This window comes from Flavobacterium commune (genome assembly GCF_001857965.1).
Classification (GTDB): Bacteria; Bacteroidota; Bacteroidia; order Flavobacteriales; family Flavobacteriaceae; genus Flavobacterium; species Flavobacterium commune.
Genome location: NZ_CP017774.1, coordinates 3,076,053 through 3,100,643 on the forward strand (window position 1 = coordinate 3,076,053; position 24,591 = coordinate 3,100,643).

At 34.6% G+C, this 24,591-nt stretch carries 18 protein-coding genes; 12 read left to right on the plus strand and 6 right to left on the minus strand.

Translation table 11 applies throughout. The features are described from left to right. Positions 1 to 164 precede the first annotated feature (164 nt). The 4 genes from BIW12_RS12860 to BIW12_RS16380 form a co-directional block, all read right to left on the minus strand. Positions 165 to 974 carry a helix-turn-helix domain-containing protein gene (locus BIW12_RS12860; protein ID WP_071185483.1) on the minus strand — a complete coding sequence of 270 codons (810 nt, stop codon included), beginning with the start codon at positions 972 to 974 and terminating at the stop codon, positions 165 to 167. Between the two features lie 10 nt (positions 975 to 984). Continuing rightward, positions 985 to 1,473 carry a manganese efflux pump gene (locus BIW12_RS12865; RefSeq protein WP_071185484.1) on the minus strand — a complete coding sequence of 163 codons (489 nt, stop codon included), beginning with the start codon at positions 1,471 to 1,473 and terminating at the stop codon, positions 985 to 987. Positions 1,474 to 1,544: 71 nt separating this feature from the next. Then, positions 1,545 to 2,291: an SDR family NAD(P)-dependent oxidoreductase gene (locus BIW12_RS12870; RefSeq protein WP_071185485.1), complete on the minus strand. Its 747-nt coding sequence runs from the start codon at positions 2,289 to 2,291 to the stop codon at positions 1,545 to 1,547. A 340-nt stretch (positions 2,292 to 2,631) separates the two neighbouring features. Next, complete coding sequence (locus BIW12_RS16380; RefSeq protein ID WP_157499551.1) at positions 2,632 to 2,784, minus strand: hypothetical protein; 153 nt, start codon at positions 2,782 to 2,784, stop codon at positions 2,632 to 2,634. Between the two features lie 49 nt (positions 2,785 to 2,833). Here BIW12_RS16380 and nagB point away from each other — a divergent pair, with 49 nt between their 5' ends. Continuing rightward, a complete protein-coding gene (gene nagB / locus BIW12_RS12875; protein ID WP_071186408.1) occupies positions 2,834 to 4,747 on the plus strand; it encodes a glucosamine-6-phosphate deaminase in 1,914 nt (637 codons plus the stop codon). A 213-nt stretch (positions 4,748 to 4,960) separates the two neighbouring features. On the opposite strand, the gene BIW12_RS12880 is transcribed toward nagB, so the two are convergent. After that, positions 4,961 to 5,674 carry a LytR/AlgR family response regulator transcription factor gene (locus BIW12_RS12880; RefSeq protein WP_071185486.1) on the minus strand — a complete coding sequence of 238 codons (714 nt, stop codon included), beginning with the start codon at positions 5,672 to 5,674 and terminating at the stop codon, positions 4,961 to 4,963. Between the two features lie 62 nt (positions 5,675 to 5,736). Continuing rightward, a complete protein-coding gene (locus tag BIW12_RS12885; RefSeq protein ID WP_071185487.1) occupies positions 5,737 to 6,795 on the minus strand; it encodes a sensor histidine kinase in 1,059 nt (352 codons plus the stop codon). Between the two features lie 128 nt (positions 6,796 to 6,923). Between BIW12_RS12885 and BIW12_RS12890 the strand changes: the two genes are divergently transcribed. The 11 genes from BIW12_RS12890 to BIW12_RS12940 all read left to right on the plus strand — a co-directional run bounded on the left by BIW12_RS12890 (position 6,924) and on the right by BIW12_RS12940 (position 24,583). Continuing rightward, positions 6,924 to 9,170: a GH92 family glycosyl hydrolase gene (locus BIW12_RS12890; protein WP_071185488.1), complete on the plus strand. Its 2,247-nt coding sequence runs from the start codon at positions 6,924 to 6,926 to the stop codon at positions 9,168 to 9,170. A gap of 16 nt (positions 9,171 to 9,186) precedes the next feature. Next, a complete protein-coding gene (locus BIW12_RS12895; RefSeq protein ID WP_071185489.1) occupies positions 9,187 to 11,064 on the plus strand; it encodes a sodium:solute symporter family protein in 1,878 nt (625 codons plus the stop codon). Between the two features lie 126 nt (positions 11,065 to 11,190). After that, positions 11,191 to 12,156 carry a glycoside hydrolase family 130 protein gene (locus BIW12_RS12900; protein WP_071185490.1) on the plus strand — a complete coding sequence of 322 codons (966 nt, stop codon included), beginning with the start codon at positions 11,191 to 11,193 and terminating at the stop codon, positions 12,154 to 12,156. Positions 12,157 to 12,174: 18 nt separating this feature from the next. Then, on the plus strand, positions 12,175 to 13,227 hold the full coding sequence (locus tag BIW12_RS12905; RefSeq protein ID WP_317040836.1) for a carbohydrate-binding family 9-like protein: 1,053 nt from the start codon (positions 12,175 to 12,177) through the stop codon (positions 13,225 to 13,227). A gap of 35 nt (positions 13,228 to 13,262) precedes the next feature. Further along, positions 13,263 to 14,423, plus strand: coding sequence for a glycoside hydrolase family 18 protein (locus BIW12_RS12910; RefSeq protein ID WP_071185492.1), 1,161 nt, complete (start codon positions 13,263 to 13,265; stop codon positions 14,421 to 14,423). Between the two features lie 11 nt (positions 14,424 to 14,434). Beyond that, positions 14,435 to 15,538 carry a family 10 glycosylhydrolase gene (locus BIW12_RS12915; protein ID WP_071185493.1) on the plus strand — a complete coding sequence of 368 codons (1,104 nt, stop codon included), beginning with the start codon at positions 14,435 to 14,437 and terminating at the stop codon, positions 15,536 to 15,538. Positions 15,539 to 15,551: 13 nt separating this feature from the next. Beyond that, positions 15,552 to 16,568: an isoaspartyl peptidase/L-asparaginase family protein gene (locus tag BIW12_RS12920; RefSeq protein WP_157499552.1), complete on the plus strand. Its 1,017-nt coding sequence runs from the start codon at positions 15,552 to 15,554 to the stop codon at positions 16,566 to 16,568. A gap of 52 nt (positions 16,569 to 16,620) precedes the next feature. After that, positions 16,621 to 18,927 carry a glycoside hydrolase family 20 protein gene (locus tag BIW12_RS12925; RefSeq protein WP_071185494.1) on the plus strand — a complete coding sequence of 769 codons (2,307 nt, stop codon included), beginning with the start codon at positions 16,621 to 16,623 and terminating at the stop codon, positions 18,925 to 18,927. A gap of 22 nt (positions 18,928 to 18,949) precedes the next feature. Next, complete coding sequence (locus BIW12_RS12930; RefSeq protein WP_071185495.1) at positions 18,950 to 20,815, plus strand: glycoside hydrolase family 35 protein; 1,866 nt, start codon at positions 18,950 to 18,952, stop codon at positions 20,813 to 20,815. Between the two features lie 30 nt (positions 20,816 to 20,845). After that, positions 20,846 to 22,330 carry an alpha-L-fucosidase gene (locus BIW12_RS12935; protein WP_071185496.1) on the plus strand — a complete coding sequence of 495 codons (1,485 nt, stop codon included), beginning with the start codon at positions 20,846 to 20,848 and terminating at the stop codon, positions 22,328 to 22,330. A 9-nt stretch (positions 22,331 to 22,339) separates the two neighbouring features. Further along, on the plus strand, positions 22,340 to 24,583 hold the full coding sequence (locus BIW12_RS12940; protein ID WP_071185497.1) for a GH92 family glycosyl hydrolase: 2,244 nt from the start codon (positions 22,340 to 22,342) through the stop codon (positions 24,581 to 24,583). Positions 24,584 to 24,591: the final 8 nt, after the last annotated feature.

Sequence of the window (24,591 nt, forward strand, 5' to 3'; positions counted from 1 at the left end):
ACGGATTTTAACTGATTACCACAGAAATAATTTAAAAATGCTAACGTTTCGGGGCTTTGCGATGGTGGGGCAATCGAAGCACAAATCTTCAATTTTGCACAAAAGTTGAACCGAAGAACAACTTTTCAACTTTGCAGTTTCGCCCCACTATTGTAAAACCCTTGTTAGCTGTGGTTTTTTTCTATTTCTGAAGGATTTATTCCAAATTCAGCTTTGAAACTTCTTGAAAAATGTGAAAAATTTACGAAGCCAACATCGTCATAAATTTCATTGGGCTTTTTGCCTTGTTTTGATATTAAAAAGTGGGCTAAATCTAATCGCTTTTTGATAAGCCATTTGTTAGGGGTTTGATTGAAAATTTCTTGGAAATCTCTTTTAAATGTTGAAATACTCCTACCTGTGAGTTTTGCAAATTGCGCCAACGGAATATTGTGCATATAATTTTTGTTCATATACGCTTCCAAGTCAATTTTAAAATCGTCTTCAAAATTGAAAAGTAAATTTTGAATTGTGGTATACCGAAGCAAAAGTTCAATAATTTCAAAAGTTTTAATAGTCGCTAAATTATTGGTGAGTGCCTCTTGATTTTCAAAATAAGGAAGCATAGAATTGAAAAACCCTTTTAAAAATGGGTCGGGTTGAAATATAAAATTAGGTTTTCCTAAATAATTTCCTTTTGGTAAAATATGGTGTTCTTTTGAATAATTATACAACGTTTCTTTGGGTAAAAAAATGCTGATACTCATAAAGGGTTTATTGTCTTGAGGGATTTTTTGGGTTTTTACTAATTGATTTTTTGATACAAAACCAATATCGCCTTTGTTATACTGAAAGGTTTCTATGCCGTCGTTAATTATCATTTTTCCGTTTAGAACGCAGACCAAAGCGTGGTCTTGAACAAAAGGATCAAAATTTTTTTTCTCTTGCGATGTGCAAGAAAACAAAATATTAATTCGGATTCTATCTTCAATCATTATTTCAGAATTATGATTTTAATTGTTCGTAATAAATTGTCGCTCTTTCTTTTGAAAAATAATCGATTACAGCAAAAGCCATCCCAAATAAGATTAATGAAATGGCGATTGCTTTTAAATGGACATTTTGTGTAAGATAAAGCAGGGCAATGGCTATGAGAAAACAAGCCAAACTAATAGCGATAGACATTGGGTATAAATATTGAAAATCATCTACACGTTTAATTTCGGCATTTATAAATTCTTTTGGGTTTTGCTCATATTTTTTCGCAATTTCTTGCTTTTGTTTTCCGTTGGAACGAATCATATTTGCACCTGTTATAGAAAAAAATATACCTATAACCAACATTGGAATCAGCAATGCTTTTGCGGTTGGCGTATTCCCTAAAAAGTAAAATAGTAAAGCCGTTAAGATTAAGAAAAATCCAAATCCGAGGATAAATTTTCCCTCAAATATTTCTCCGTTATACCAATTTATAGTGTTTTGCATTATATCCATTTTTATTAATTTTTTAAATAGAAAAGGCTGTCTCTTTTTAGACAGCCAATTTAGGGATTTATTTATTTTGATTATTTTGCATTATAGCCACCGTCAATACTCAATACAGTTCCCGTCATAAAAGGATTTTCGTCTGAAGCCAAAAAGAAAATTCCTTTTGCAATATCTTCTACTTCACCTAAACGTTTCATTGGGTGCAATGCTTCAATTCCCGAAACATCATAAGTTCCCGAAGCAATTGCATTTTTCAAAATATCGGTTTTAATTGCTCCTGGTGCAACTGCATTTATACGAATATTTTTGGTAGCATAATCCAATGCACCACCTTTGGTTAAACCAACAACGGCGTGTTTTGAAGCGTTGTATTGAGCCGTGCTTACCAATCCATTCAAACCTGCTATGGAAGCAAGGTTTACGATAGTTCCGCCACCTGTTTTCAACATTGTATTAATGGCGTGTTTCATTCCGTAATAAACACCCATTACATTAGTTTCCAGCATTTGTTTCAGTTCGTCCGATTCTGTATCAGCCAATAAAGCATTCCCTAAAGAAACTCCTGAATTGTTTACGATAGAATCTAATTTTCCAAATTTTTCAACCGTTTTGTCAATTACGTTTTTAACTTGTTCTTCACGCGTTACATCTAAAGGAAAGAAAGTTACCTCTGCACCTTCTTTTTTAAATTCTTCCAAAACTTCCGTTTCTTTGTTCGCATTTCTACTTGTAATAACAACATTGTATCCATTTTTTGCAAAATGTAGAGCTGTTGCTTTGCCAATACCTGTTGTTCCACCTGTGATAATTACTGTCTTTGCCATTTTATTCTATTTTAAAATTATTTAACAAAATTAAAACAGCTTCAATGATATTGTTTTTCTGTAAAGTTCAAATTGTTTTTCTGTGAGGTTTGGAACAGTGTTTCGGTAAAATCACAGCTAACTTGTATATAACTACTGACGTTGTCAGACTTATACACCCGTATTTGGGTAGCTTTGTCTGATAAACGTCAGCGTTTATTCTTTTTTCAAATATAGAAAATAATACTTACAAAGTGGGATTTTAATTTTGTTGCTTATTTATGCTGTTTTTACGTTAAGTCCAGTAAAATATGGCGTCCGAAGCAAAAATAATGCCCTCCCCCGAGCTCCGAACAGCCTTTTATAAGCTTCGGACAGCCTGATACGGTCTTTCGTGTCCTAAGTACAAGCTTCCTTTTGATTGTAATAGTGGATTTGAACAGAACTTTACGTTTGCAATTATGTCTTTTGGCGAAGACCAATAGTTATTAGTCGAATTTTTAATTCTAGCCAATACTAAAGTTTTAATTTTATCCTATAATAATAAACCAATGACTGTTAAAATGATAAAAGAAGGTATAAGTTATAGAGAAGCCGGAAAGTTTGAAGAAACACGTTTTGAGAAAATTCACAATGTAATTTTTGATTCCTCTAAAGAAGCTTCCGTATTAGTAGCACATGAAATAGCCAACTTAATTCAGAGAAAAGAAGAATTAGGGGAACCTTGTATTTTGGGATTAGCAACAGGATCTTCGCCCATAAAAGTGTATGAGGAACTGGTTAGATTACACAAAGAAGAAGGTTTGAGTTTTGCCAATGTGGTTACTTTTAACTTAGATGAATATTATCCTATGGATAAAAATAATATTCAGAGTTACCACCATTTTATGCATGAGCACCTTTTTAATCATGTAAACATTCTTCCGGAAAATATTAATATTCCCGACGGAAATGTAAACAGCGAAGAACTACAACAATATTGTATTGATTATGAAATGAAGATTAAATCTTATGGAGGATTGGATTTTCAGTTGCTAGGAATTGGTAGAACGGGACACATTGGATTTAATGAACCAGGTTCGCATATTAACTCAGGAACGCGAAGTATTACACTGGATCATTTAACCCGTGTTGATGCTGCTCCGGCATTTTTAGGGATTGATAATGTACCCAGGAAAGCCATTACTATGGGAATTGGTACAGTAAGAGCTGCTAAAAGAATAGTGCTTTTGGCTTGGGGAATCAGTAAGGCTGATATTTTAAAAAGTACTATTGAAGGAGAAGTTTCATCTCAGGTGCCGGCAACTTATTTGCAGGAGCATAGCAATACAACTTTTGTTTTAGACAGCGAAGCTTCATCTGAATTAACCAGAGTAAAAACACCATGGTTAGTTAAATCCTGCATTTGGACAGAAGAATTAAAATTAAAAGCTGTAGTATGGTTGAGCGAATTGACAACAAAACCAATTTTGAAATTAACAGACAAAGATTATAATGACAACGGAATGTCAGGTTTATTAGCAGAAGAAGGAACGGCCTATAATTTGAATATTAAAATGTTCAACCAATTGCAGCATACCATTACAGGCTGGCCGGGAGGAAAACCGGATGCCGATGATACCAATAGACCGGAACGTTCTAATCCTTCAAAAAAGAGAGTGATTATCTTTAGCCCACATCCTGATGATGATGTGATTTCGATGGGAGGAACTTTTGACAGGCTGGTAGAACAGGGACATGAGGTACATATTGCTTATCAAACCTCAGGAAATATAGCTGTTTCTAATGAGGAAGCGTTGAAATTTGCCGAAGTTTCGACAGTTTTAAATTCATTATCAAGTGAATCAGATAGTATTATTAATTTTTTGAAAAATAAAGGAAAAAATGATATTGATTCGGTCGAAGTTCGAAAATTAAAAGGCTTAATCAGAAGAAGTGAATCTCTGGGAGCAACCCGATATTTAGGAGTTCCGGATGCTAATGTTCACTTTTTAGATTTACCTTTTTATGAAACCGGAACGGTAAAAAAAGGAAATCTTACAGATGCCGATATAAAAATCATGTGTGATCTTATTGAAGACATTAAGCCACATCAAATTTATGCAGCTGGGGATTTAGCCGATCCACACGGAACGCACAAAGTTTGTTTGGATAGTTTGTTTGAAGCTTTAAAACGATTGAAACACCATAGTTATATGGATGATTGTTGGGTTTGGTTGTACCGTGGAGCCTGGCACGAATGGGAAACCTATCATATAGAAATGGCAGTACCTATGAGTCCGGATCAGGTGCTTAAAAAGCGTCATGCTATTTTTTACCACCAATCTCAAAAAGATGGTGTTATGTTTCAAGGGGATGACAGCAGAGAATTTTGGGTTCGTGCCGAAGACAGAAACAGAGCAACAGCAAAAAAATACAATGATTTAGGATTAGCGGAATATGCTGCTATTGAAGCGTTTAAGCGTTATCATTTTTAATATAAAAGTTAAGTTGGTGAAAAGTGTAATTTAGTTTATTTTTGGTTATTTACTAAGTTACCAATATAAAAATGCAATCTGAAAAGGTTGCATTTTTTGTTTTTAATAGCCGTTGACTTTAGTCAACAGAGTTTAGGTTTTATGCTAAATTGGCTTTAGCCAAAGGTTATATTATTTGGTTAAAGCCAATAGATGGAATTTATAAAATCGGTATTAAATAGCCGAATTTAATATTCTTTGTTTTACTTCATCAATATAAGATCTTCCTATAACGTACCTTAAACCTTCAATTTCGATGCTATTTCCTTCTACAGCATCAATTTTATCAATAGCTACAGTATAAGAGCGGTGTATTCTGATAAAATCTCTTTCGGGTAATAAACTAGTAAAATCAGATAAGGTGCTGTGGATGATGTATTTGCCTGAAGTAGTGTTTATTTTTAGGTAATCTTTTAGACTTTCGATGACTAATATTTCGTCTAAAAATATTTTTTTCATTTTCTTTTTGTCAATTTTCACAAAAATAAATGGATGATCTTTACTGTTTTCCTGAGGGGTTTTATGTGTAGTATCAAGTCTTTTGTTGATTTTATTCACGGCTTTCATCAACCTTGGAAATTCTATAGGTTTGACTAAATAATCCAGAACATCTAATTCATAGGTTTCTATTGCAAATTCGTCATAGGCACTTGTGATGATAAGTAGCGGTGGATTTTCCAGACTTTTAATAAAATTAATTCCATCTAAAACGGGCATGTTAATATCGAGAAAAATAACATCAACACTGTTGTTTTTTAAAAAATTTAAACCTTCAATGGAATTACTGAATGAATTGATTAATTCTAAATCTTCAATTTGTTCGATGTAGTTTTTTATTACATTAATTGCTAATGGCTCATCATCTATTATTAGACATTTGATTTTCATTTTTTATATAATTTTTTTAAGAGTCAAAACAATTGTAAAAAAGGAGGGAGAAAATAAGTTTTTCAGGAAACTCTAATTTTAAGCTTAATCACAAAAATATTGTTTTTATTTTTAATTGACAGCTTATAATCGTTTTTGTTGTACCCTAATTCGAGTCTTTTTTTAACATTTTCAATTCCTATACCACTTGACTTGTTAAAATTATCAACGTGCTCGGTTATAGTAGGCATAGGGTTGGAAACCGAAAAATAAAGAAAATCTTCTTTAATCTTAAAATTGATATCTATTTTAACATGTCCCACATTTTTATTGACACCGTGCTTGAAAGAATTTTCGATAAATGTGAGTAATAACATTGGCGAAATTTCCTTATCCTGAATATCGCCAGAAATATACATATTGACTTCCAGTCTTTCATCATGACGTATTCGTTCTAAATCCAGATAATTTTGGATACAAAGAATTTCGTTTTCTAAAGTTTGCTTTTTGCTCTGTGTTTCATAAAGCATGTAGCGCATTAATTCGGATAACTTCAGAATGATTCTTGGTGTCTTATTCGATTTTTCAACCGATAACGAGTAAATATTATTCAGTGTATTAAAGAAAAAATGCGGAGAAATTTGTGATTTTAAAAAGAGTAATTCGGTTTCAAGATTTGATTTTTCTAAATCAGTTACTCGTTTATGTTCTTTGATAAAGTCTAAAGTGATTTTGATAGCCGTTACAAAAGTAATAACATAAAGTTCGCCTATCATCATATCGATAGTGTAGTTCAGCGATAACTTATCTACGTGTTCCGGACCTTCAGGCCATACATTGCGGCTTATTAATAAATATGTAAGATTAAATTTTATAAGCACCATGCTAAACAAGGCAACTAACAGCACTATAACATAGGTAAGGTATCTTTTTTTATAGACTAAATTAGGCATGAGCACTAAAATATTCAAATAACATAAAGTCATGTGAATAGGAAACCCTAGTAAATTAGATTTTAACGAATACACATAATCATTAAAATAACTTCCCCATCTAAAAGTATTAAATACAAAGTAGATTGACCAAAAGATAATATGGTAATGCAATGGGATTTTGTGAAACTTGTTTGAATTGAAGATCATTGTAGGGATTTTAGGTTTCTTACACCTTTTTTGTGGTGTTTAGCTTTGTTTTTTTGTTGTCCGTCTAAAAATATTTAGACTGCGGTCAAATTTATATAAATTTAATGTTAAATATAAGAATATCGTTTATGAAGAATATTGCTTTGGTTGTTTTAACTGCGGTTTTGCTCTCGAATTGTAAGTCAAACAGTGACAAAATTAACAGTAACAATGAAGATTTAATAAATTATGTTGACCCTTTTATTGGGACAGGCGGGCATGGACATACTTATCCCGGAGCAACTGTTCCTTTTGGAATGCTTCAGCCCAGTCCGGATAACGGTATCTCCAGTTGGGATTGGTGTTCGGGTTATCATTATTCTGATTCTGTTGTTGCTGGTTTTAGCCAATTACATTTAAGCGGAACAGGAATTGGCGACTTGGCTGATATTCTTTTCATGCCAATCAATAAAAAAGTAGATTTAACTACTAAAGTTACTTCTCGTGATTCACTTCCTTATAAATCAGGATACAATCATGACAACGAAAAAGCAAGTCCAGGATATTATCAGGTATTTCTAAATGATCCTAAAATTAATGTAGAATTAACTTCGTCTGAACGTACTGCTTTTCATAAATATACTTTCACTAAAAATGACAAACAATCCGTAATTATTGATTTGGGTTTTGCCATTAATTGGGATAAGGCTACAGAGTCGGGGATTACAATAGAAAATCAAACAACTATAAGTGGTTATCGTTACAGCAAAGGATGGGCAGCAAATCAGAAAGTGTTTTTTGTAGCCGAGTTTTCAAAACCTATTTACAGTCACGATTTAACTGCCGATGGAAAATTAATAATATCAAATGCTGTAAAAGGAGAACGAACTGCCGCACAGTTATTTTTTGACGAAAAAAACACTACTGAATTAGGCGTAAAAATAGCCTTGTCATCTGTGAGTGTGGCTAATGCCAAAGACAATTTAGACCAGAGTAATTTTAATTTCGAAAAAGTAAAATCAGCAGCAGCAACAGCTTGGAATACGGCTTTATCGACTATAAAAGTAGAAACTCCTGTAGATTCATTGAAAACTATTTTTTACACCGCTATGTATCATGCCCAATTAGCACCTGTAACGTATAGCGATAAAAATGGTCAGTTTAGAAAAGAAAATGATCAAATTGTAACCGATAAAAATAATACGACCTATTCTACTTTGTCGCTTTGGGATACTTTTAGAGCCGAAAATCCTTTGTTGACTTTATTGGCTCCCGACAGAGTTTCGGGTATGGTCAATTCAATGTTGGCATATTATGAAACCAAAAAAATATTACCCGTTTGGACTTTATATGCTAATGAAACCAATACCATGACTGGTTATCATTCGATTCCTGTAATTTTAAACGCTTACAAAAACGGAATTAAAGGTTTTGATGCCGAAAAAGCATATCAGGCAATGAAAACCACGATGATGCAAGACGAACGTGGTTTGAATTTCTACAAACAGTACGGTTTTATTCCTTATAATTTATTAGACGAATCGGTTACTATAACTTTAGAATATGCTTATGATGACTGGTGTGTAGCGCAAATGGCAAAAGCATTAGGCAAAGAAGCCGATTATCAGTTTTTTCTAAATCGTTCTAAAGCCTATCAGCATTTATTTGATTCGAAAACAGGATTCATGCGCGGAAAATCAGCAGACGGAAAATCATGGAACGAACCTTTTGATCCCAAACATTCCAACCACAGAGAACATACCGATTATACCGAAGGTAATGCCTGGCAACACAGCTGGTTTGTGCCTCATAATGTAGATGAATTTATTTCGCTGCATGGAAGTAAACAAGTTTTTGCAAAACGTTTAGAACAGTTATTCATCGAAAGTTCAGAAATTACAGGAAACAATATTTCGGCAGATATTTCAGGATTAATTGGTCAATATGCACACGGAAACGAGCCGAGTCACCATATTGCTTATATGTTCAATCATGCTAATCAGCCTTGGAGAGCGCAATATTGGGCACGCCATATTTTAGATACCCAATACAATACAACGCCAAACGGTTTAAGTGGAAATGAGGATTGCGGACAAATGTCAGCTTGGTATATTTTTAGTTCTATGGGATTGTATCCTATGAATCCCGCTTCGGGCGAATACGAAATAGGAAGTCCTATTTTTGAAAAAACAACCATCCAACTTCAGGGAGGAAAAACTTTTGTTATTGAAGCTCAAAATGTTTCCAACAAGAATTTTTACATTCAGTCAGCAACCCTTAATGGTGTTCCTTTTAATAAAACAGCAATCTCACATCAACAACTTTTGCGGGGTGGAACGCTTCATTTTGTTATGGGATCGGAACCAAATAAAAACTGGGGATTAAAAAATAACTAACTAATAAATAAGATTAATGGACATTATCGACGTATCAATCATAGTAGCATATATTCTACTCTCGGTAGGAATAGGAATTTGGATTTCAAGAAAAGCATCAAAAGGTTTGGATGACTATTTTCTTGGCGGAAAAACAATCAAATGGTATTTTTTAGGCTTGAGCAATGGCTCGGGAATGTTTGATGTTTCGGGAACTTCCTGGATGATTGGAGTATTGTTTTTGTACGGAGTAAAAAGTTTTATGTTCATGTGGCTTTGGCCAATATGGAATCAGATTTTTGTCATGATGTTCTTGGCAGTCTGGATCAGAAGATCAAAAGTGATGACCGGTTCGGAATGGATTTTAACCCGTTTTGGAAGTGACAAAGCCGGTAAAGCATCACATATTATTGTTGCCATTTTTGCCATTATTTCTACTATTGGATTTATCGCTTACTTTTTTGAAGGAATTGGAAAGTTCGTAACCATTATTCTTCCCTGGGATTTAACGCTTCATTCTGGTGATTTAATTTTACTGACATCCGAGCGTTCTTATGCTTTAATCATTATTCTTTTAACAACAATTTATACCGTAAAAGGTGGAATGTTTTCGGTGGTAGCCACCGAAGTCGTTCAATATTTGATTATGATTGTTGCCGGAGTTTTAATAGCGGGTTATGCCTTTATCAATTATACTGATGTTCAGATCAATTCAGTTATTACCGAAGAATGGAAAAATGTTTTCTTCGGCTGGCAATTTGAAACCCAGTGGAGTGATAAATTCCAAACCTTCAATAATTTAATAGATTCAGAAGGGTATAAAATGTTTGGTGCTTTTATTGGAATGACCTTATTCAAAGGATTTTTTGCCAGTATTGCAGGGCCAACACCGAGTTACGATTTGCAACGAATTCTTTCGACAAAATCAGTTAAAGAAGCGGCTTATATGAGCGGTTTTACCAATCTGATTTTATTTATTCCAAGGTATTTATTAATTACAGGAATTGTAGTTATTGCGTTAGTAAATCTAGCACCCGAATTGAATGCCAATACTGGATTAACCGGAGCTGATTTAGAATTATTAATGCCTAAAGTGGTCAATTTATACATTCCTGTTGGAATCAAAGGAATTTTATTGGCAGGATTATTAGCTGCTTTTATGTCTGGATTCTCCGCATTCGTAAACGCTGGACCGGCTTATATTGTAAATGATATTTATAAAAAATATTTCAAACCCGTTGCTACAAATGAGCATTACATTAAGGTAAGTCAGATTTCTTCTTTCCTTGTAGTTGGTTTAGGCGTTTTCATGGGATTCTTTGCTGATTCTATTAATTCTTTAACACTTTGGATTACCAGTGCTTTGTACGGAGGTTATGTCGCAGCCAATTTTTTGAAATGGATTTGGTGGCGTTTTAACGGCTGGGGATATTTTTGGGGAATGTTCGCTGGATTGGTTGTAGCTTCTTTACAATTTGCTTTAGGTCAGGCCAAAGGAAGTTTCTCCGAAGGTTCATTTTTATACGATTTAGCACAAGTACAAGCCATTTATCTATTTCCAATAATATTCGGTTTCTCTATTTTGGGTTGTCTTTTAGGAACTTTTTTAAGTAAACCAACAGATATGGAAGTATTGCAATCTTTTTATACCAATGTAAGACCTTGGGGTTGGTGGAATCCGGTTTACAAAACCTTAAAAATAGAAGATCAGTCTTTCGAAAAAAATAATGATTTCTGGAAAGATATGTTGAATTGTGTGATTGGAATTGTATGGCAGTCGAGTATGATTTTACTTCCAATATTCTTTATCATCAGAGATTATCCAAAAGCAACCGCAGCCTTAATTGTGTTTTTAGTAACGACTACAATATTAAAATTCACCTGGCTGGATAAAGTTCGAAGAATAGAAGATTAATGCAGAGAATTGCATTTTGGTATAAAAAATAACAAACCCTAAAAACGGTTCCTTGGATGTATCATTTTTTTAAATAAAATACACCCAAATGAATCCAAACAAAAATAATAAACAAAAAACAAAAAAATGAGTACAATTCCCTGGCAAGATAGACCCGAAAACAGTAACGATGTAATGTGGAGATATTCTGAAAATCCAATTATTGACAGATACGCAATACCATCATCAAATAGTATTTTTAATAGTGCAGTTGTTCCTTTTAAAGACGGATTTGCAGGTGTTTTTAGATGTGATAACAAAGCGGTTCAAATGAATATTTTTGCTGGTTTTAGTAAAGATGGAATCAATTGGGAGATCAATCACGAACCTATTGTAATGCAATCTGGAAATACTGAAATGATTGAATCAGCTTATAAATATGATCCTCGCGTGGTTTTTATCGAAGATCGTTATTGGATAACCTGGTGTAACGGTTACAACGGACCAACAATTGGTATTGGATACACTTTCGATTTCGTAGAATTTTTTCAATGCGAAAATGCTTTTTTACCTTTCAATAGAAATGGTGTTTTGTTTCCACAAAAAATAAATGGAAAATATGCGATGTTAAGCCGTCCAAGTGATAACGGACACACGCCTTTTGGAGATATTTGGATTAGTTACAGTCCGGATATGAAATATTGGGGCGAACATCGTTTGGTTATGAAACCAAGTCCTTTTGAACAAAGTGCCTGGCAGTGTACCAAAGTAGGAGCAGGCCCAATTCCAATTCTTACCGATGAAGGCTGGCTGATGATTTATCACGGTGTAATTAACACTTGTAATGGTTTTCGTTACGCCATGGGGTCAGCACTTTTAGATGTTGATTCACCAGACCAGGTTAAATACAGAACACAGCCGTATTTATTAGGACCAGCAGAAATTTATGAAATGGTAGGAGATGTTCCAAATGTAGTTTTTCCATGTGCCGCTTTGCATGATGCAAAAGAAGATAAATTAGCCGTATATTACGGTGCAGCAGATACAGCGGTAGCAATTGCTTTTGGAAAATTAAGTGAAGTGATCAAATTTACAAAAGAGAACAGTTTATAAAAAAGTATGGTTGTAAAAATGAAATACTTAGCCCTTGTATTCGGATTAATTTCTGTAATTGGTTTTACCCAATCCAAAAAAGGAATGGTGCCAAAAACGTATGTAGCTTATAAAACTATCGATAAAATTGTAGTAGATGGCGACGATTCGGATGCTTCCTGGTCTAAAGTAGATTGGTCAGATGCTTTTATCGATATCGAAGGCGTACAAAAACCAAAGTACAATACACAAGTAAAAATGCTTTGGGATGAGACCAATTATTACATTTTGGCTAAAATGCAGGAACCACATGTTTGGGCAAACTTAAAACAGCGCGATACTATTATTTTTTACAATAACGATTTTGAAGTTTTTATCGATCCAGATGGCGATACTTTTAATTATTACGAATTAGAAATCAACGCCTTAAATACCGTCTGGGATTTATTTTTATCAAAACCTTACAGAGAAAATGATCTTGTGGTTTTAAACGATTGGAATATTACAGGGTTGCAATCGGCGGTTAAGATAAGCGGCACTTTAAATAATCCAAACGATACCGATGAAGGCTGGATGCTGGAAATTGCGATTCCGTGGGCTGCCTATCAAAAATCGTACGGAGAGGACAATGTACCAAGAGATAATTTTTGGAGAGTCAATTTCTCGAGAGTCAATTGGCAACATGATATTATCAATGGCAAATACGAAAGGAAGAAAGATGCCGCTGGAAAATTTTTGCCTGAATACAATTGGGTTTGGTCTCCGCAAGGGGTAATCAACATGCACGAACCTGAAAAATGGGGTTATGTTTATTTTTCTTCGAAAGAAGGAAAAGATATATTTACCATTCCACAAGATGAAAAAGTAAAATGGGAATTGTACACACTGTATCGTGCACAAAAAAGATATTATCAAAAAAACAACACTTGGGCTAAATCATTAGAATTATTGAGTAAAAGTCCTATTGTCATTGACGGAAAAACAATAAAACCCGTTTTAGAAAATTACAAAACAGGATATACTATTTCCGTAAAGAGTCCTTTTTCCAATAAAATAGTGACTATTAAAGAAGACGGTCGGTTTTTAAAGTAAAAAATTAGACAAATTATTAATACCAATTCATACCAATGATTCAATTGAAACAGAACAATACAGCAACCAAATCCGTTTTTTTAATCCTAATTACTAGCTTATTTCTGGCTTGTGCTTCATTGGGAAAAAAAGAAAATCAATCGAAAGACGATTTTAAAATAATTGGATATGTTGCTGGTTACGAAAAATTTGATCCAGCAAAAGTAGATGCCACTAAATTGACACACATTAATTATGCATTTGCCAATATTGTTGATGGGAATGTACAATTTGAGTTGGCTACCGATAAGGCAAAAATCGAAAGCGTAATAGGGCTTAAAAAGCAAAATCCTGATTTAAAAGTATTGTACTCTATTGGTGGCTGGGTTTGGTCAGACCAATTTTCGAATATTGCGGCTTATGCTGAATCCAGAGAAAAATTTGCTAAAAGTGCTGTGAAATTAATGAAATCGTATGGTTTTGACGGCATTGATATCGACTGGGAATTTCCAGGACAACGTGCAGAGGATAATGTTTTTAGACCTTCGGATAAAGAAAATTTTACTTTGTTGTTGGCTGAATTGAGCAATCAATTAGAAATTCAAACGAAAGCAGATAATACCCATTATTTACTAACCATTGCCGCAGGAGCAGATCAGGAATATTTGAACCATACCGATTTAAAAAAGGCGCATCAGTATCTGGATTTTATAAACCTAATGTGTTACGATTTTTATAACGGTTGGTTTTTTCAAACCGGACATCATGCTAATTTATATCCGTCTAAAGAAGAAAAATTTGGAGGAAACAGTAGTAGTCAATCAGTAGATTTATTTTTAAAAGCAGGCGTTCCTGCAAACAAACTTATTTTAGGAATTCCTTTTTATGGAAGAAAATGGGAGAAAGTTGTACCAACAAATAATGGTTTATACCAATCCGCTCAAACAGGAAGCGCTATTGTGGCATCCTGGGAAATTGCAGCCGATATGAAATCAGGAAAATTTCAGGAATTATATGATGATTCGGCAAAAGCTTCCTATTTATGGAATGCACAGGACAAGATTTTTATTTCTTATGAAACGCCAAGAGAAATTGCCTTAAAATCAGCATTTATCAAACAAAAAAAACTAGGCGGTGCTATGTTTTGGGAATACAGTTTAGACAACAAGCAAGAGTTATTGAACAAGCTGTATGAAACTATGACCGCCAAAAAATAAATTTCAGAGTTATGAAATATATCACACTACTCATAATTGGATATTTTTTAGTGTCCTTTAATATTCGGGATTTCGAAAAGAATAGCATTCAAAAGGGTGAAACTAAAACCGAATTCAAATTTGGAGTATGGATTACTGCGGATGCTAAAAGAACAAACGAATCTTATACCGAAGAATTTAAAAAATATAAAAATGCAGGAATTGATGAAGTGTTGATTAATACCAGCACAAGTCCCGAACTTTTAAAAAGATTAGTTCCAATAGCTGCCAAAGAAGGTTTAAAAGTACACGCCTGGATTATGACCATGAATCGTCCGGGAGATGCTGTGGCTCTACAACATCCGGATTGGTATATGGTTAGCCGAAGTGGAAAATCTTGTTTTGACGATCGTCCTTATGTGGATTATTACCAATGGTTGTCACCAAGTCATCCCGAAGCACGCCAGCATATTTATGATTTACTGGAAGGATTGGCAAAAGTAAAAGGCATCGAAAGTGTGCATTTAGATTACATCCGTTATCCCGATGTGTTTTTACCTGTTGGATTATTACCGAAATACAATTTGGTACAAAACACCGAGTTACCCGATTACGATTTTGATTATTCGGATGCCAGCGTAAATGCTTTTATGAAGGAATTTGGCAGAGATCCAAGAAAACTGGAACATCCTGAAATAGATATGGAATGGAAACAATTTCGTTTGAATCAAATTAAAAATGTGGTGGATCATGCTTATGAAATTGCACACAAAAACGGAAAAAAATTAACCGCAGCGGTATTTCCTTATCCAGAAATGGCCGATCACATGGTGCGTCAACGTTGGGACAAATGGAATATTGATGAAGTGTATCCGATGATTTATCATAACTTTTATAATGAAGGAATGAATTGGATAGGTTTTGCTACCCAACAAGGAGTTACTGATTTAAAAGGAAAACAAACCAAATTAAACACAGGAATTTACATTCCAGGTGTAGAAAGTGAAGAGGAATTGAGAAAAACGATTTTATTAGCGAAAGAAAACGGTGCAGCTGGAGTTACTTTTTTTGATGGTCCAGCCATTTCTGATGCCTATTTAAAAGTCATTGCAGCAACCAAAGCAAGTTTGAAATAAAACAATCAAAGCCATGTCAAACAGAAGAGATTTTATCAAAAAAACTACATTAGGAACATTCGCTGTAAGCTCATTATTTGGATTACAGGGAGTGGCTCAAAATACCGAAGAAGTAAAAAAAGAGCCTGTCAAAAAAGTAAAAAAACCGGTAGTGATCTCTACCTGGAATCATGGTTTGCCTGCTAATGCAGAAACCTGGAAACAATTAAAAGCAGGAAAACCAGCTCTGGATGCAATAGAAGCCGGAATGAAAATTCCGGAAGCTGATCCTAATGTACGCAGTGTGGGTTACGGAGGATATCCGGATCGTGAAGGAAAGGTAACATTAGACGCCTGCATTATGGATCACAACAGCAATTGCGGATCTGTTTCTTTTTTGCAAGGAATTATGCATCCTATTTCGGTAGCGAAAAGAGTTTTAGAGAATACGCCACACGTTATGTTATCCGGGCAAGGCGCATTACAGTTTGCACTTTCAGAAGGATTTAAAGAAGAAAATTTACTAACCCCAGAATCAGAGAAAGACTGGAAAAAATGGTTAGAGGAATCCAAATATAAACCTGTTATTAATATTGAAAATCACGATACCATTAGTATGCTGATGATTGATGAAGACGGAAACCTTTCTGGCGGCTGTACTACAAGTGGGGCAGCCTGGAAAATGCACGGTCGTGTTGGTGATTCTCCCATTATTGGAGCAGGACTTTTTCTGGATAATGAAGTTGGTGCAGCTGCGGCAACAGGATTAGGAGAAGCAGTGATTCGAACAGCTGGAAGTGCTATGGTGGTGGAGTTAATGCGTCAGGGAAAATCACCATTCGAAGCTTGTAAAGAAATCACTGAACGTATTTACAACAAACATAAAAACCATAAAGACATGGAATATTTACAAGTGGGATTTATTGCTTTGAATAAAAATGGTGAGCACGCTGGGTATAGTTTACGTTCTGGTTTCAACTATGCCATTTGCGATGACGAAAAAGGAAACAGAATGGAAGATGCAAAATTTAAAATGTCCTGGGACAAATAAGAAACGCATTCAGTATCAAATTAAAATAACAGCTTCTTTAAAATAATAATTTATGAGATTAATCAAAACAACCCTAGTAGCGCTTTTCATTCTTGTTTCGAGTGCTGTTGTTGCACAAAAAGACATTGCTATAATACCAAAACCCGCTAATATCGAGGTTAAAGAAGGCGTTTTTCAGTTTTCTGAAAACACTAAAATTATTGCTACGACTGCAACTCAAAAAGAAATAGCAACTGCTTTGATGAACAAATTTAAAGCCGCAACGGGATGGCAGCCTGAATTTTCGAATAAAAAACCAAAGAACAACTATATCGAATTCAAAATAGATAAAAATCTGAATCGTGAGGCGTACCAATTAGAAGTAACTTCTAAAAGTATTGTAATTACTGCCAAAGAAAATGCGGGTTTGATTTATGGACTGGAAACTATTAGACAATTATTACCCACAGCTATCGAAAGTAAAAATCAGGTGTCCAATTTAAATTGGGTTATTCCAAATGTTAGTATTAAAGATGAACCTCGTTTTCAATGGAGAGGTTTGATGCTGGATTTATCGCGTCACTTTTTTGATAAAAATTATGTAATTCAAACAATTGACCGATTGGCAATGCTAAAAATGAATGTATTGCATTTGCATTTAGTTGACGATCAAGGCTGGCGAATTGAAATTAAAAAATATCCAAAACTAACAGAAATTGGCGCCTGGAGAGTCAATCAGGAAAATGTGATTTGGAATGCCAGATTAACTGTTGATCCAAATGAAAAAGGAACTTATGGAGGATTTTTAACCCAAGAGGAATTAAAAGAAATTGTAAAATACGCCGCAACTAAAAATATTCAAGTTATTCCAGAAATCGAAATGCCAGCTCACGTGAGCAGTGCTATTGCTGCTTATCCTGAATTGGCTTGTTTCAATCAAAAAATAGGTGTGCCATCTGGTGGAGTTTGGCCTATTACGGATATTTATTGTGCGGGAAAAGAGAATACTTTTGAATTTTTAGAAGATGTAATTGACGAGGTGATTGCCATTTTTCCTTCAAAATACATTCACATTGGTGGAGATGAAGCAACTAAAACCAATTGGGAAACCTGTCCTCATTGTCAAAAAAGAATGCAGGAGGAAGGTTTGAAAAATGTACATGAATTACAGAGTTATTTTGTAAAACGAATGGAGAAATACATCAATTCGAAAGGCAAAAAAGTAATTGGCTGGGACGAAATTTTAGAAGGTGGATTGGCTCCTGATGCCACAGTAATGAGCTGGAGAGGAACTGAAGGCGGAATTGAAGCTTCTAAACAAGGTCACGATGTAATTATGACACCAGAATCACATTGTTATTTTAACATCTATCAAGGGCCTCAAAATGAAGAACCTTTGGCTTTTGGAGGATTTATTCCACTGACTAAAGTATATCATTTTGATCCTGTGGTGGACGAAATGACACCAGAACAAGCCAAACATATTTTAGGCGCTCAGGCTAATTTATGGGCTGAATACATTGAGAGTACACAAGAATCAGAATACATGATTTTTCCAAGATTAGGAGCTATGGCAGAGGTTTTATGGAGTCCAAAAGCAGCCCGAAACTGGAATGATTTTACAACCAGATTACCTTCTTTATTAGCACGTTTTGATTATTTGGGAATCAATTATTCTAAAAGTGCTTATTTGGTATCTGCTGCTTCAAAGGCTCATTTGGATAAAAAACAGATAAAAGTAGCTTTGAAAAATGAATTTCCTAATGCGGATATTCGCTATGTTTTGGACAATAAAAATTTAGACAATCAAGCCATAAAATACACTGATTCTATTACAATTCAAGGAACAACTATTTTAAAAGCTTCTTTGTTTAAAGAAGATAAACCGATAGGTAAAGTTTTTACGGATAGCATTCAATTTCATAAAGCGGTAGCTAATAAATTGACTTTTAAAAATCCATATCATGAAAACTACAAAGCGGATGGTCCATTGGGTTTAGTTAATATTATTAGAGGAAGCAAAAATTTTCATGACGGACAATGGCAAGCCTGGCTGGTGGATGATATGGAAGTAGTTATTGATTTAGAGAAAAACCAATCCATTCATCAGGTAACTTTAGGGGCTTTAGAAAATCAAGGTTCGGGGATTTATTTTCCAACCGAAATAAAAGCTTTTATTTCTACCGATGGAAAAATGTATAAAGAAGTTGGGAAAATAATTCGTCCGTTTGCTATTAATTCGAATTCAGAATTGAAAGATTTTAAAATTAGTTTCGAAAAAACCAATGCGAGATTTGTAAAAGTAATTGCAACTAATTTAAAGAAAAGTCCAAAAGGAGAAAGTTCTTTTCTGTTTTTTGACGAAATTTTAGTTGATTAATAAGAATATAATCTGGAAGAAAATGAATAAGATATTATTTAAGCTCCGAGTATTATTGATTTGCCTGATGCCGTTTTTTAATATGGCGCAAACCAAAGGATTTTCTATATCTAATGGAGAATTTCATCAAGACGGGAAAATTATTAAAATACATTCGGGAGAAATGCACTATGAGCGTATTCCTAAAGAATATTGGAGACATCGATTACAAATGCTTAAAGCTATGGGAATGAATACTGTGGCAACTTATGTGTTTTGGAATTATCATGAAATTGAGCCAGGTGTATGGGATTTTAAAACAGGAAATAAAGATTTGGCTGAGTTTTTACGCATTGCTAAAAGTGAAGGGTTATATGTGATTCTTAGGCCAGGTCCGTATGCATGTGGGGAATGGGAATTTGGAGGATATCCTTGGTGGCTGCAAAATAATCCAGATTTAGTAATTCGTACCAATAACAAAGCATTTTTAGAAGCTTGTAAAACATATCTGGAAAATTTGTATGCAGTGGTAAAAGGAAATTTTGCTAATCAGGGAGGGCCAATTATTATGGTTCAGGCTGAAAATGAATTTGGTTCTTATGTTTCTCAAAGAACCGATATTAGTGCTGAGGATCATAAAGCATACAAAACAGCCATTTACAATATGCTTAAAGAAACGGGGTTTCCAGAGCCTTTTTTTACTTCTGACGGTACCTGGTTGTTTGAAGGCGGTGCTGTTGAAGGCGTGTTACCTACTGCAAATGGAGAATCAAATATAGAGAATTTAAAGAAGCAGGTTGATAAATTCCATAAAGGACAAGGACCATATATGGTAGCAGAGTTTTATTCTGGCTGGTTGGATCATTGGGCAGAACCATTTGTTAAGATTGGATCTGAGGAAATTGCAAGCCAAACTAAAAAATACCTTGATGCAGGTGTTTCTTTTAATTATTATATGGCGCATGGTGGTACTAATTTTGGATTTACCTCTGGAGCAAATTATAATGAAGAAAGTGATATTCAGCCTGATATTACAAGCTATGATTATGATGCGCCTATTAGCGAAGCAGGTTGGGCAACACCAAAATTCATGGCTATACGTGATGTCATGCAAAAGTATTCTAAAACAAAACTAGCAGCGATTCCAGAGAAAATACCAGTTACAAAATATCCTAATCAGGGTATCAAATCGAGTATGGATGTTTTAAGCTGGATCAAAAAAGAAAAACCGGTTGTAAATGATCAACCTTTGACATTTGAAAAGTTAGGTCAGGGAAATGGATATGTTTTGTATCGAAAAAGATTTACGCAGCCAATTTCTTCTGGAAAATTAAAGATTGAGGGATTGAGAGACTTTACTACAGTTTATGTAAATGGAGTTAAGGTCGGTGAATTGAATAGAGTTTTCAAAAATTATGAGTTGACAATTTCTATTCCTTTTAACGGTATTTTAGAAATTCTGGTTGAAAATATGGGACGTATTAATTACGGAGCCGAAATTGTACATAATACTAAAGGAATTATTGCTCCAGTATTCATTAATGAGTATGAAATTAGTGGTGGATGGGAAATGTATAAAATGCCGATGAATGAAGTGCCAGCTATTAAAAATGAAACGATAAAATCGGGACGCCCAGTTTTATATGAAGCTACAGTAAACATAGATAAGCCTGCCGACACTTTTCTGGATATGACAAATTGGGGAAAGGGAATTGTATTTGTTAACGGGCACAATCTTGGACGCTACTGGAAATTAGGACCGCAACAAACGCTTTATGTACCAGGCTGTTGGTTGAAAGCGGGCGAGAATAAGTTTGTTGTATTGGAGCAGCTTAATGAAAATACCCAGACAGAATTAACTTTTACAGATCAACCGATACTTGAAAAGTTAAATAGAGATACAAACTAATAACAGATTGAATAATTAAAAACAGAAAGAATGAAAAAAAGTATAGCAATCATAGCCCTATTATTTTCGGTACAAATGTTTTCACAAGCCATTTATGAAGACGAAAGATATGTGCCAGAAACAGATCCATTAGTACTAAAAAATTTGGACGAATGGCAGGGCAAAAAGTTTGGTTTGCTAATGCACTGGGGAACTTACAGTGAATGGGGAATTGTGGAATCCTGGTCGATTTGTCCAGAAGATTATGGATGGTGCGAACGCAAAAAAGGAAGCAATCCATCCAATTACAATCAATATGTAAAAGATTATGAAGGATTGAAAAAAAACTTCAATCCCACTAAATTTAATCCTGAAAAATGGGCAAAAGCAGCTAAAAATGCCGGAATGAAATACATGGTTTTTACCACAAAACACCATGATGGATTTAATATGTTCGATACCAAATATTCGGATTATAAAGTAACCGATGCAGGTTGTGCTTTTAGTACAAATCCAAAAGCAAATATTGCAAAAGAAGTTTTTAATGCTTTTAGAAAAGAAAATATTTCAACAGGAGCTTATTTCTCGAAACCAGACTGGCATAACGAAAATTATTGGGATCCTTATTTTCCACCTTTCGACAGAAATGTAAATTATGATCCAGCGGCATATCCGGATAAATGGAAAAAATACGTTGACTTCACGCATAACCAAATTTTAGAATTATTGACGGATTACGGTAAAATTGATATTTTATGGCTAGATGGTGGCTGGGTTGCTAAAACCAGCAAAGAGGATGTTAAGAAAGGATTTGCTGAAAAATTTGCAGAAAACGAATCAGGGAACGGATTTATCAAACACAGAGTAGTAGATCAGGACATTAAAATGGATGAATTGGTAGTTAAAGCACGTCAAAAACAACCCGGATTAATTGTAGTTGACAGAGCAGTTCACGGAAAAAACCAAAACTACTTAACTCCTGAAAACCGTGTTCCAGAGAAAACTTTGCCTTATCCTTGGGAATCTTGTATTACTTCAGGCGGAGGATGGTCTTACACTCCGGATGCTAAATATTTAACAGGAAGACAAGGGATTCACATGTTGATTGATGTGGTTGCCAAAGGTGGAAATTTGTTGCTAAATGTAGCTCCTGGACCTGATGGCGAATGGCAGCAAGGTGCTTATGATTTATTGGTAGCTTACGGTGATTGGATGAAAGTAAACAACACTGCCATTTATAACACTAAACCTATTGCTCCATACAAAGAAAATAATATTTGTATGACTCAAAATAAGGCAGGAAATGTGTTCTTGTTTTATTTGGCTAAAGAAGGAGAAAACACCATTCCATCAGAAGTGATTGTGAATTCGATTAGTCCAAAAAAAGGAACAAAAATCACCATGTTAGGTTCTAAAACGTCCTTAAAATGGACTAAATTAGACAAAGGATTTAAAGTGGTAATTCCAGAAAGTTTGAGAAATAATTTACCATCAAAAGAAGCCTGGACTTTAAAAATTGAAGCGATTAACAGATAAAATTAAATTATGGTTTTATATAAAAGGATAACATTACAAACAGCATGTTTTTTTTACATGCTGTTTTTTAGCGCAGCTATTTTAGCACAGCAGCCAGCCGATTTTGTCAATCCGTTTATTGGAACTTCCAATTTTGGAGCTACTTTCCCAGGACCAATTGCGCCAAGAGGAATGGCTAGTATTAGTCCGTTTAATGTTTCTGGACCTCAAAACCGACCTTTGGAAAAAGACAGTCAGTGGCTGTCCAATCCGTATGTGAACGAAAATAAATTTTTAACAGGCTTCAGTCAGGTTAATTTAAGCGGAGTTGGCTGTCCGGAATTAGGCGTTATTTTGCTGATGCCCACTACGGGAACTGTTGAAACCAATCATTTAAAATACGGTTCTACTTATTCTAACGAAATTGCCAAAACGGCCTATTACAGCGTAAATATTGATAAATATAAAGTGAAAGCTGAATTTACAGCTTCGAAAAGAGTAGGTGTCAGCCAATTTACTTTCCCTAAAGGACAATCCAATATTTTACTGAATCTTGGTGTCGGTTTAACCAATGAAGAAGGAGCAATGGTAAAAATAGTTTCTTCCACAGAAATTGAAGGAATGCGAAGCGTGGGTTCGTTTTGTTACAACAGTCCGGAAGATGCTTACCCCGTTTATTTTGTAGCCAAATTTTCGAAACCAGCAGACCAATTTGGCGTTTGGAAAAAACCAGCCCAATACAATGGAGCTGAAGCCCAATGGATGGGGTATAATGGCAAAACCCGAATGATGGAAAATACCATCAAAACCGTAGTTGGCGATAGTATTGGAACGTATTTTACCTATCAATTTGACAAGGAAGAAACGGTTAATGTTAAAATAGGAATTTCCTATGTAAGCATTGAAAATGCCCGTGAAAATCTCGAAAAAGAAACAGCCAATAAATCCTTTGATGCGGTTTACAAAGAAACGTATGACGAATGGAATACTGAGCTTTCTAAAATTCTAGTTGAAGGCGGTTCAGAAGATGATAAAACTATTTTTTACACTGCATTGTATCACACTTTAATTCATCCCAATACTTTAAATGATTATAACGGAGAATATCCTGAAATAAAAAAAAGTAAAATTGGAAAAACGGATGGCACTCGTTACACGGTTTTTTCACTTTGGGATACGTATAGAAATTTGCACCAACTGATGTCTTTGGCTTATCCAAAACAACAATCGGATATGGTGAAAAGTATGCTCGAAATGTACGATGAAAATGGCTGGTTGCCTAAATGGGAATTGAATGCTACCGAAACTTTTACGATGGTAGGCGACCCTGCCAGTATTGTAATTGCAGATACTTATCTAAAAGGAATTCGTGATTTTGATGTTCAAAAAGCCTATAAGGCAATGCTGAAAGGCGCTGATCAAATGGAGAATAACCCACTTCGTCCAGGATTGAAAGATTACATAGAAAAAGGATATTTGACTACTAATGATCGTGGGCCCGTTTCTACCACACAAGAATACAATGCGTCGGATTATTCCATTTCACTTTTGGCGAAAGCCCTGGGAAAAACTGCCGATGCGAATCGATTTAAAAAGCGTTCGTTATCGTACAAAAAGTTATTCGATAAAAATTTAAAATTATTGCGACCAAGACTAGCTGACGGAAAATGGTACGAACCATTTGATCCTATTTTGGGAGCTAATTTTGAGGAGAATGTAGGTTTTATCGAAGGGAATGCCTGGCAATATGCTTTTATGGTTCCGCACGATATTAAAGGTTTAATCCAATTGATGGGCGGAAATAAAGGCTTCTCCAGCCAATTGCAAAAAGTATTTGATAGCAAGCAATTTGATATGGCAAACGAACCTGATATTGCTTATCCGTATTTGTTTAATTATTTGAAAGGAGAAGAATTTAAAAGTCAGGACTTGGTTAAAAAATTAGTTCGCGAATATTTCCAAAACAAGCCAAAAGGATTACCTGGAAATGATGATACAGGAACTATGTCAGCCTGGTTAGTGTATTCGATGATGGGAATTTATCCTATTTCTCCGGGTGAACCTGTTTACACGATTACAACGCCTATGTTTGATAAAATCACCATCAAATTAGATGCTAATTATTATAAAAAAGAAAACATTGTAATTGAGCGAGAAGTCAATAATGACGGTACAATCAAACAAATTCAATTAGACGGAAAAGCAATAAATAGTTATTTTATTTCGCATGATAATTTTGTGAATGGAACAAGCTTAAAAGTGATTCAAAATTAAAAAAACAA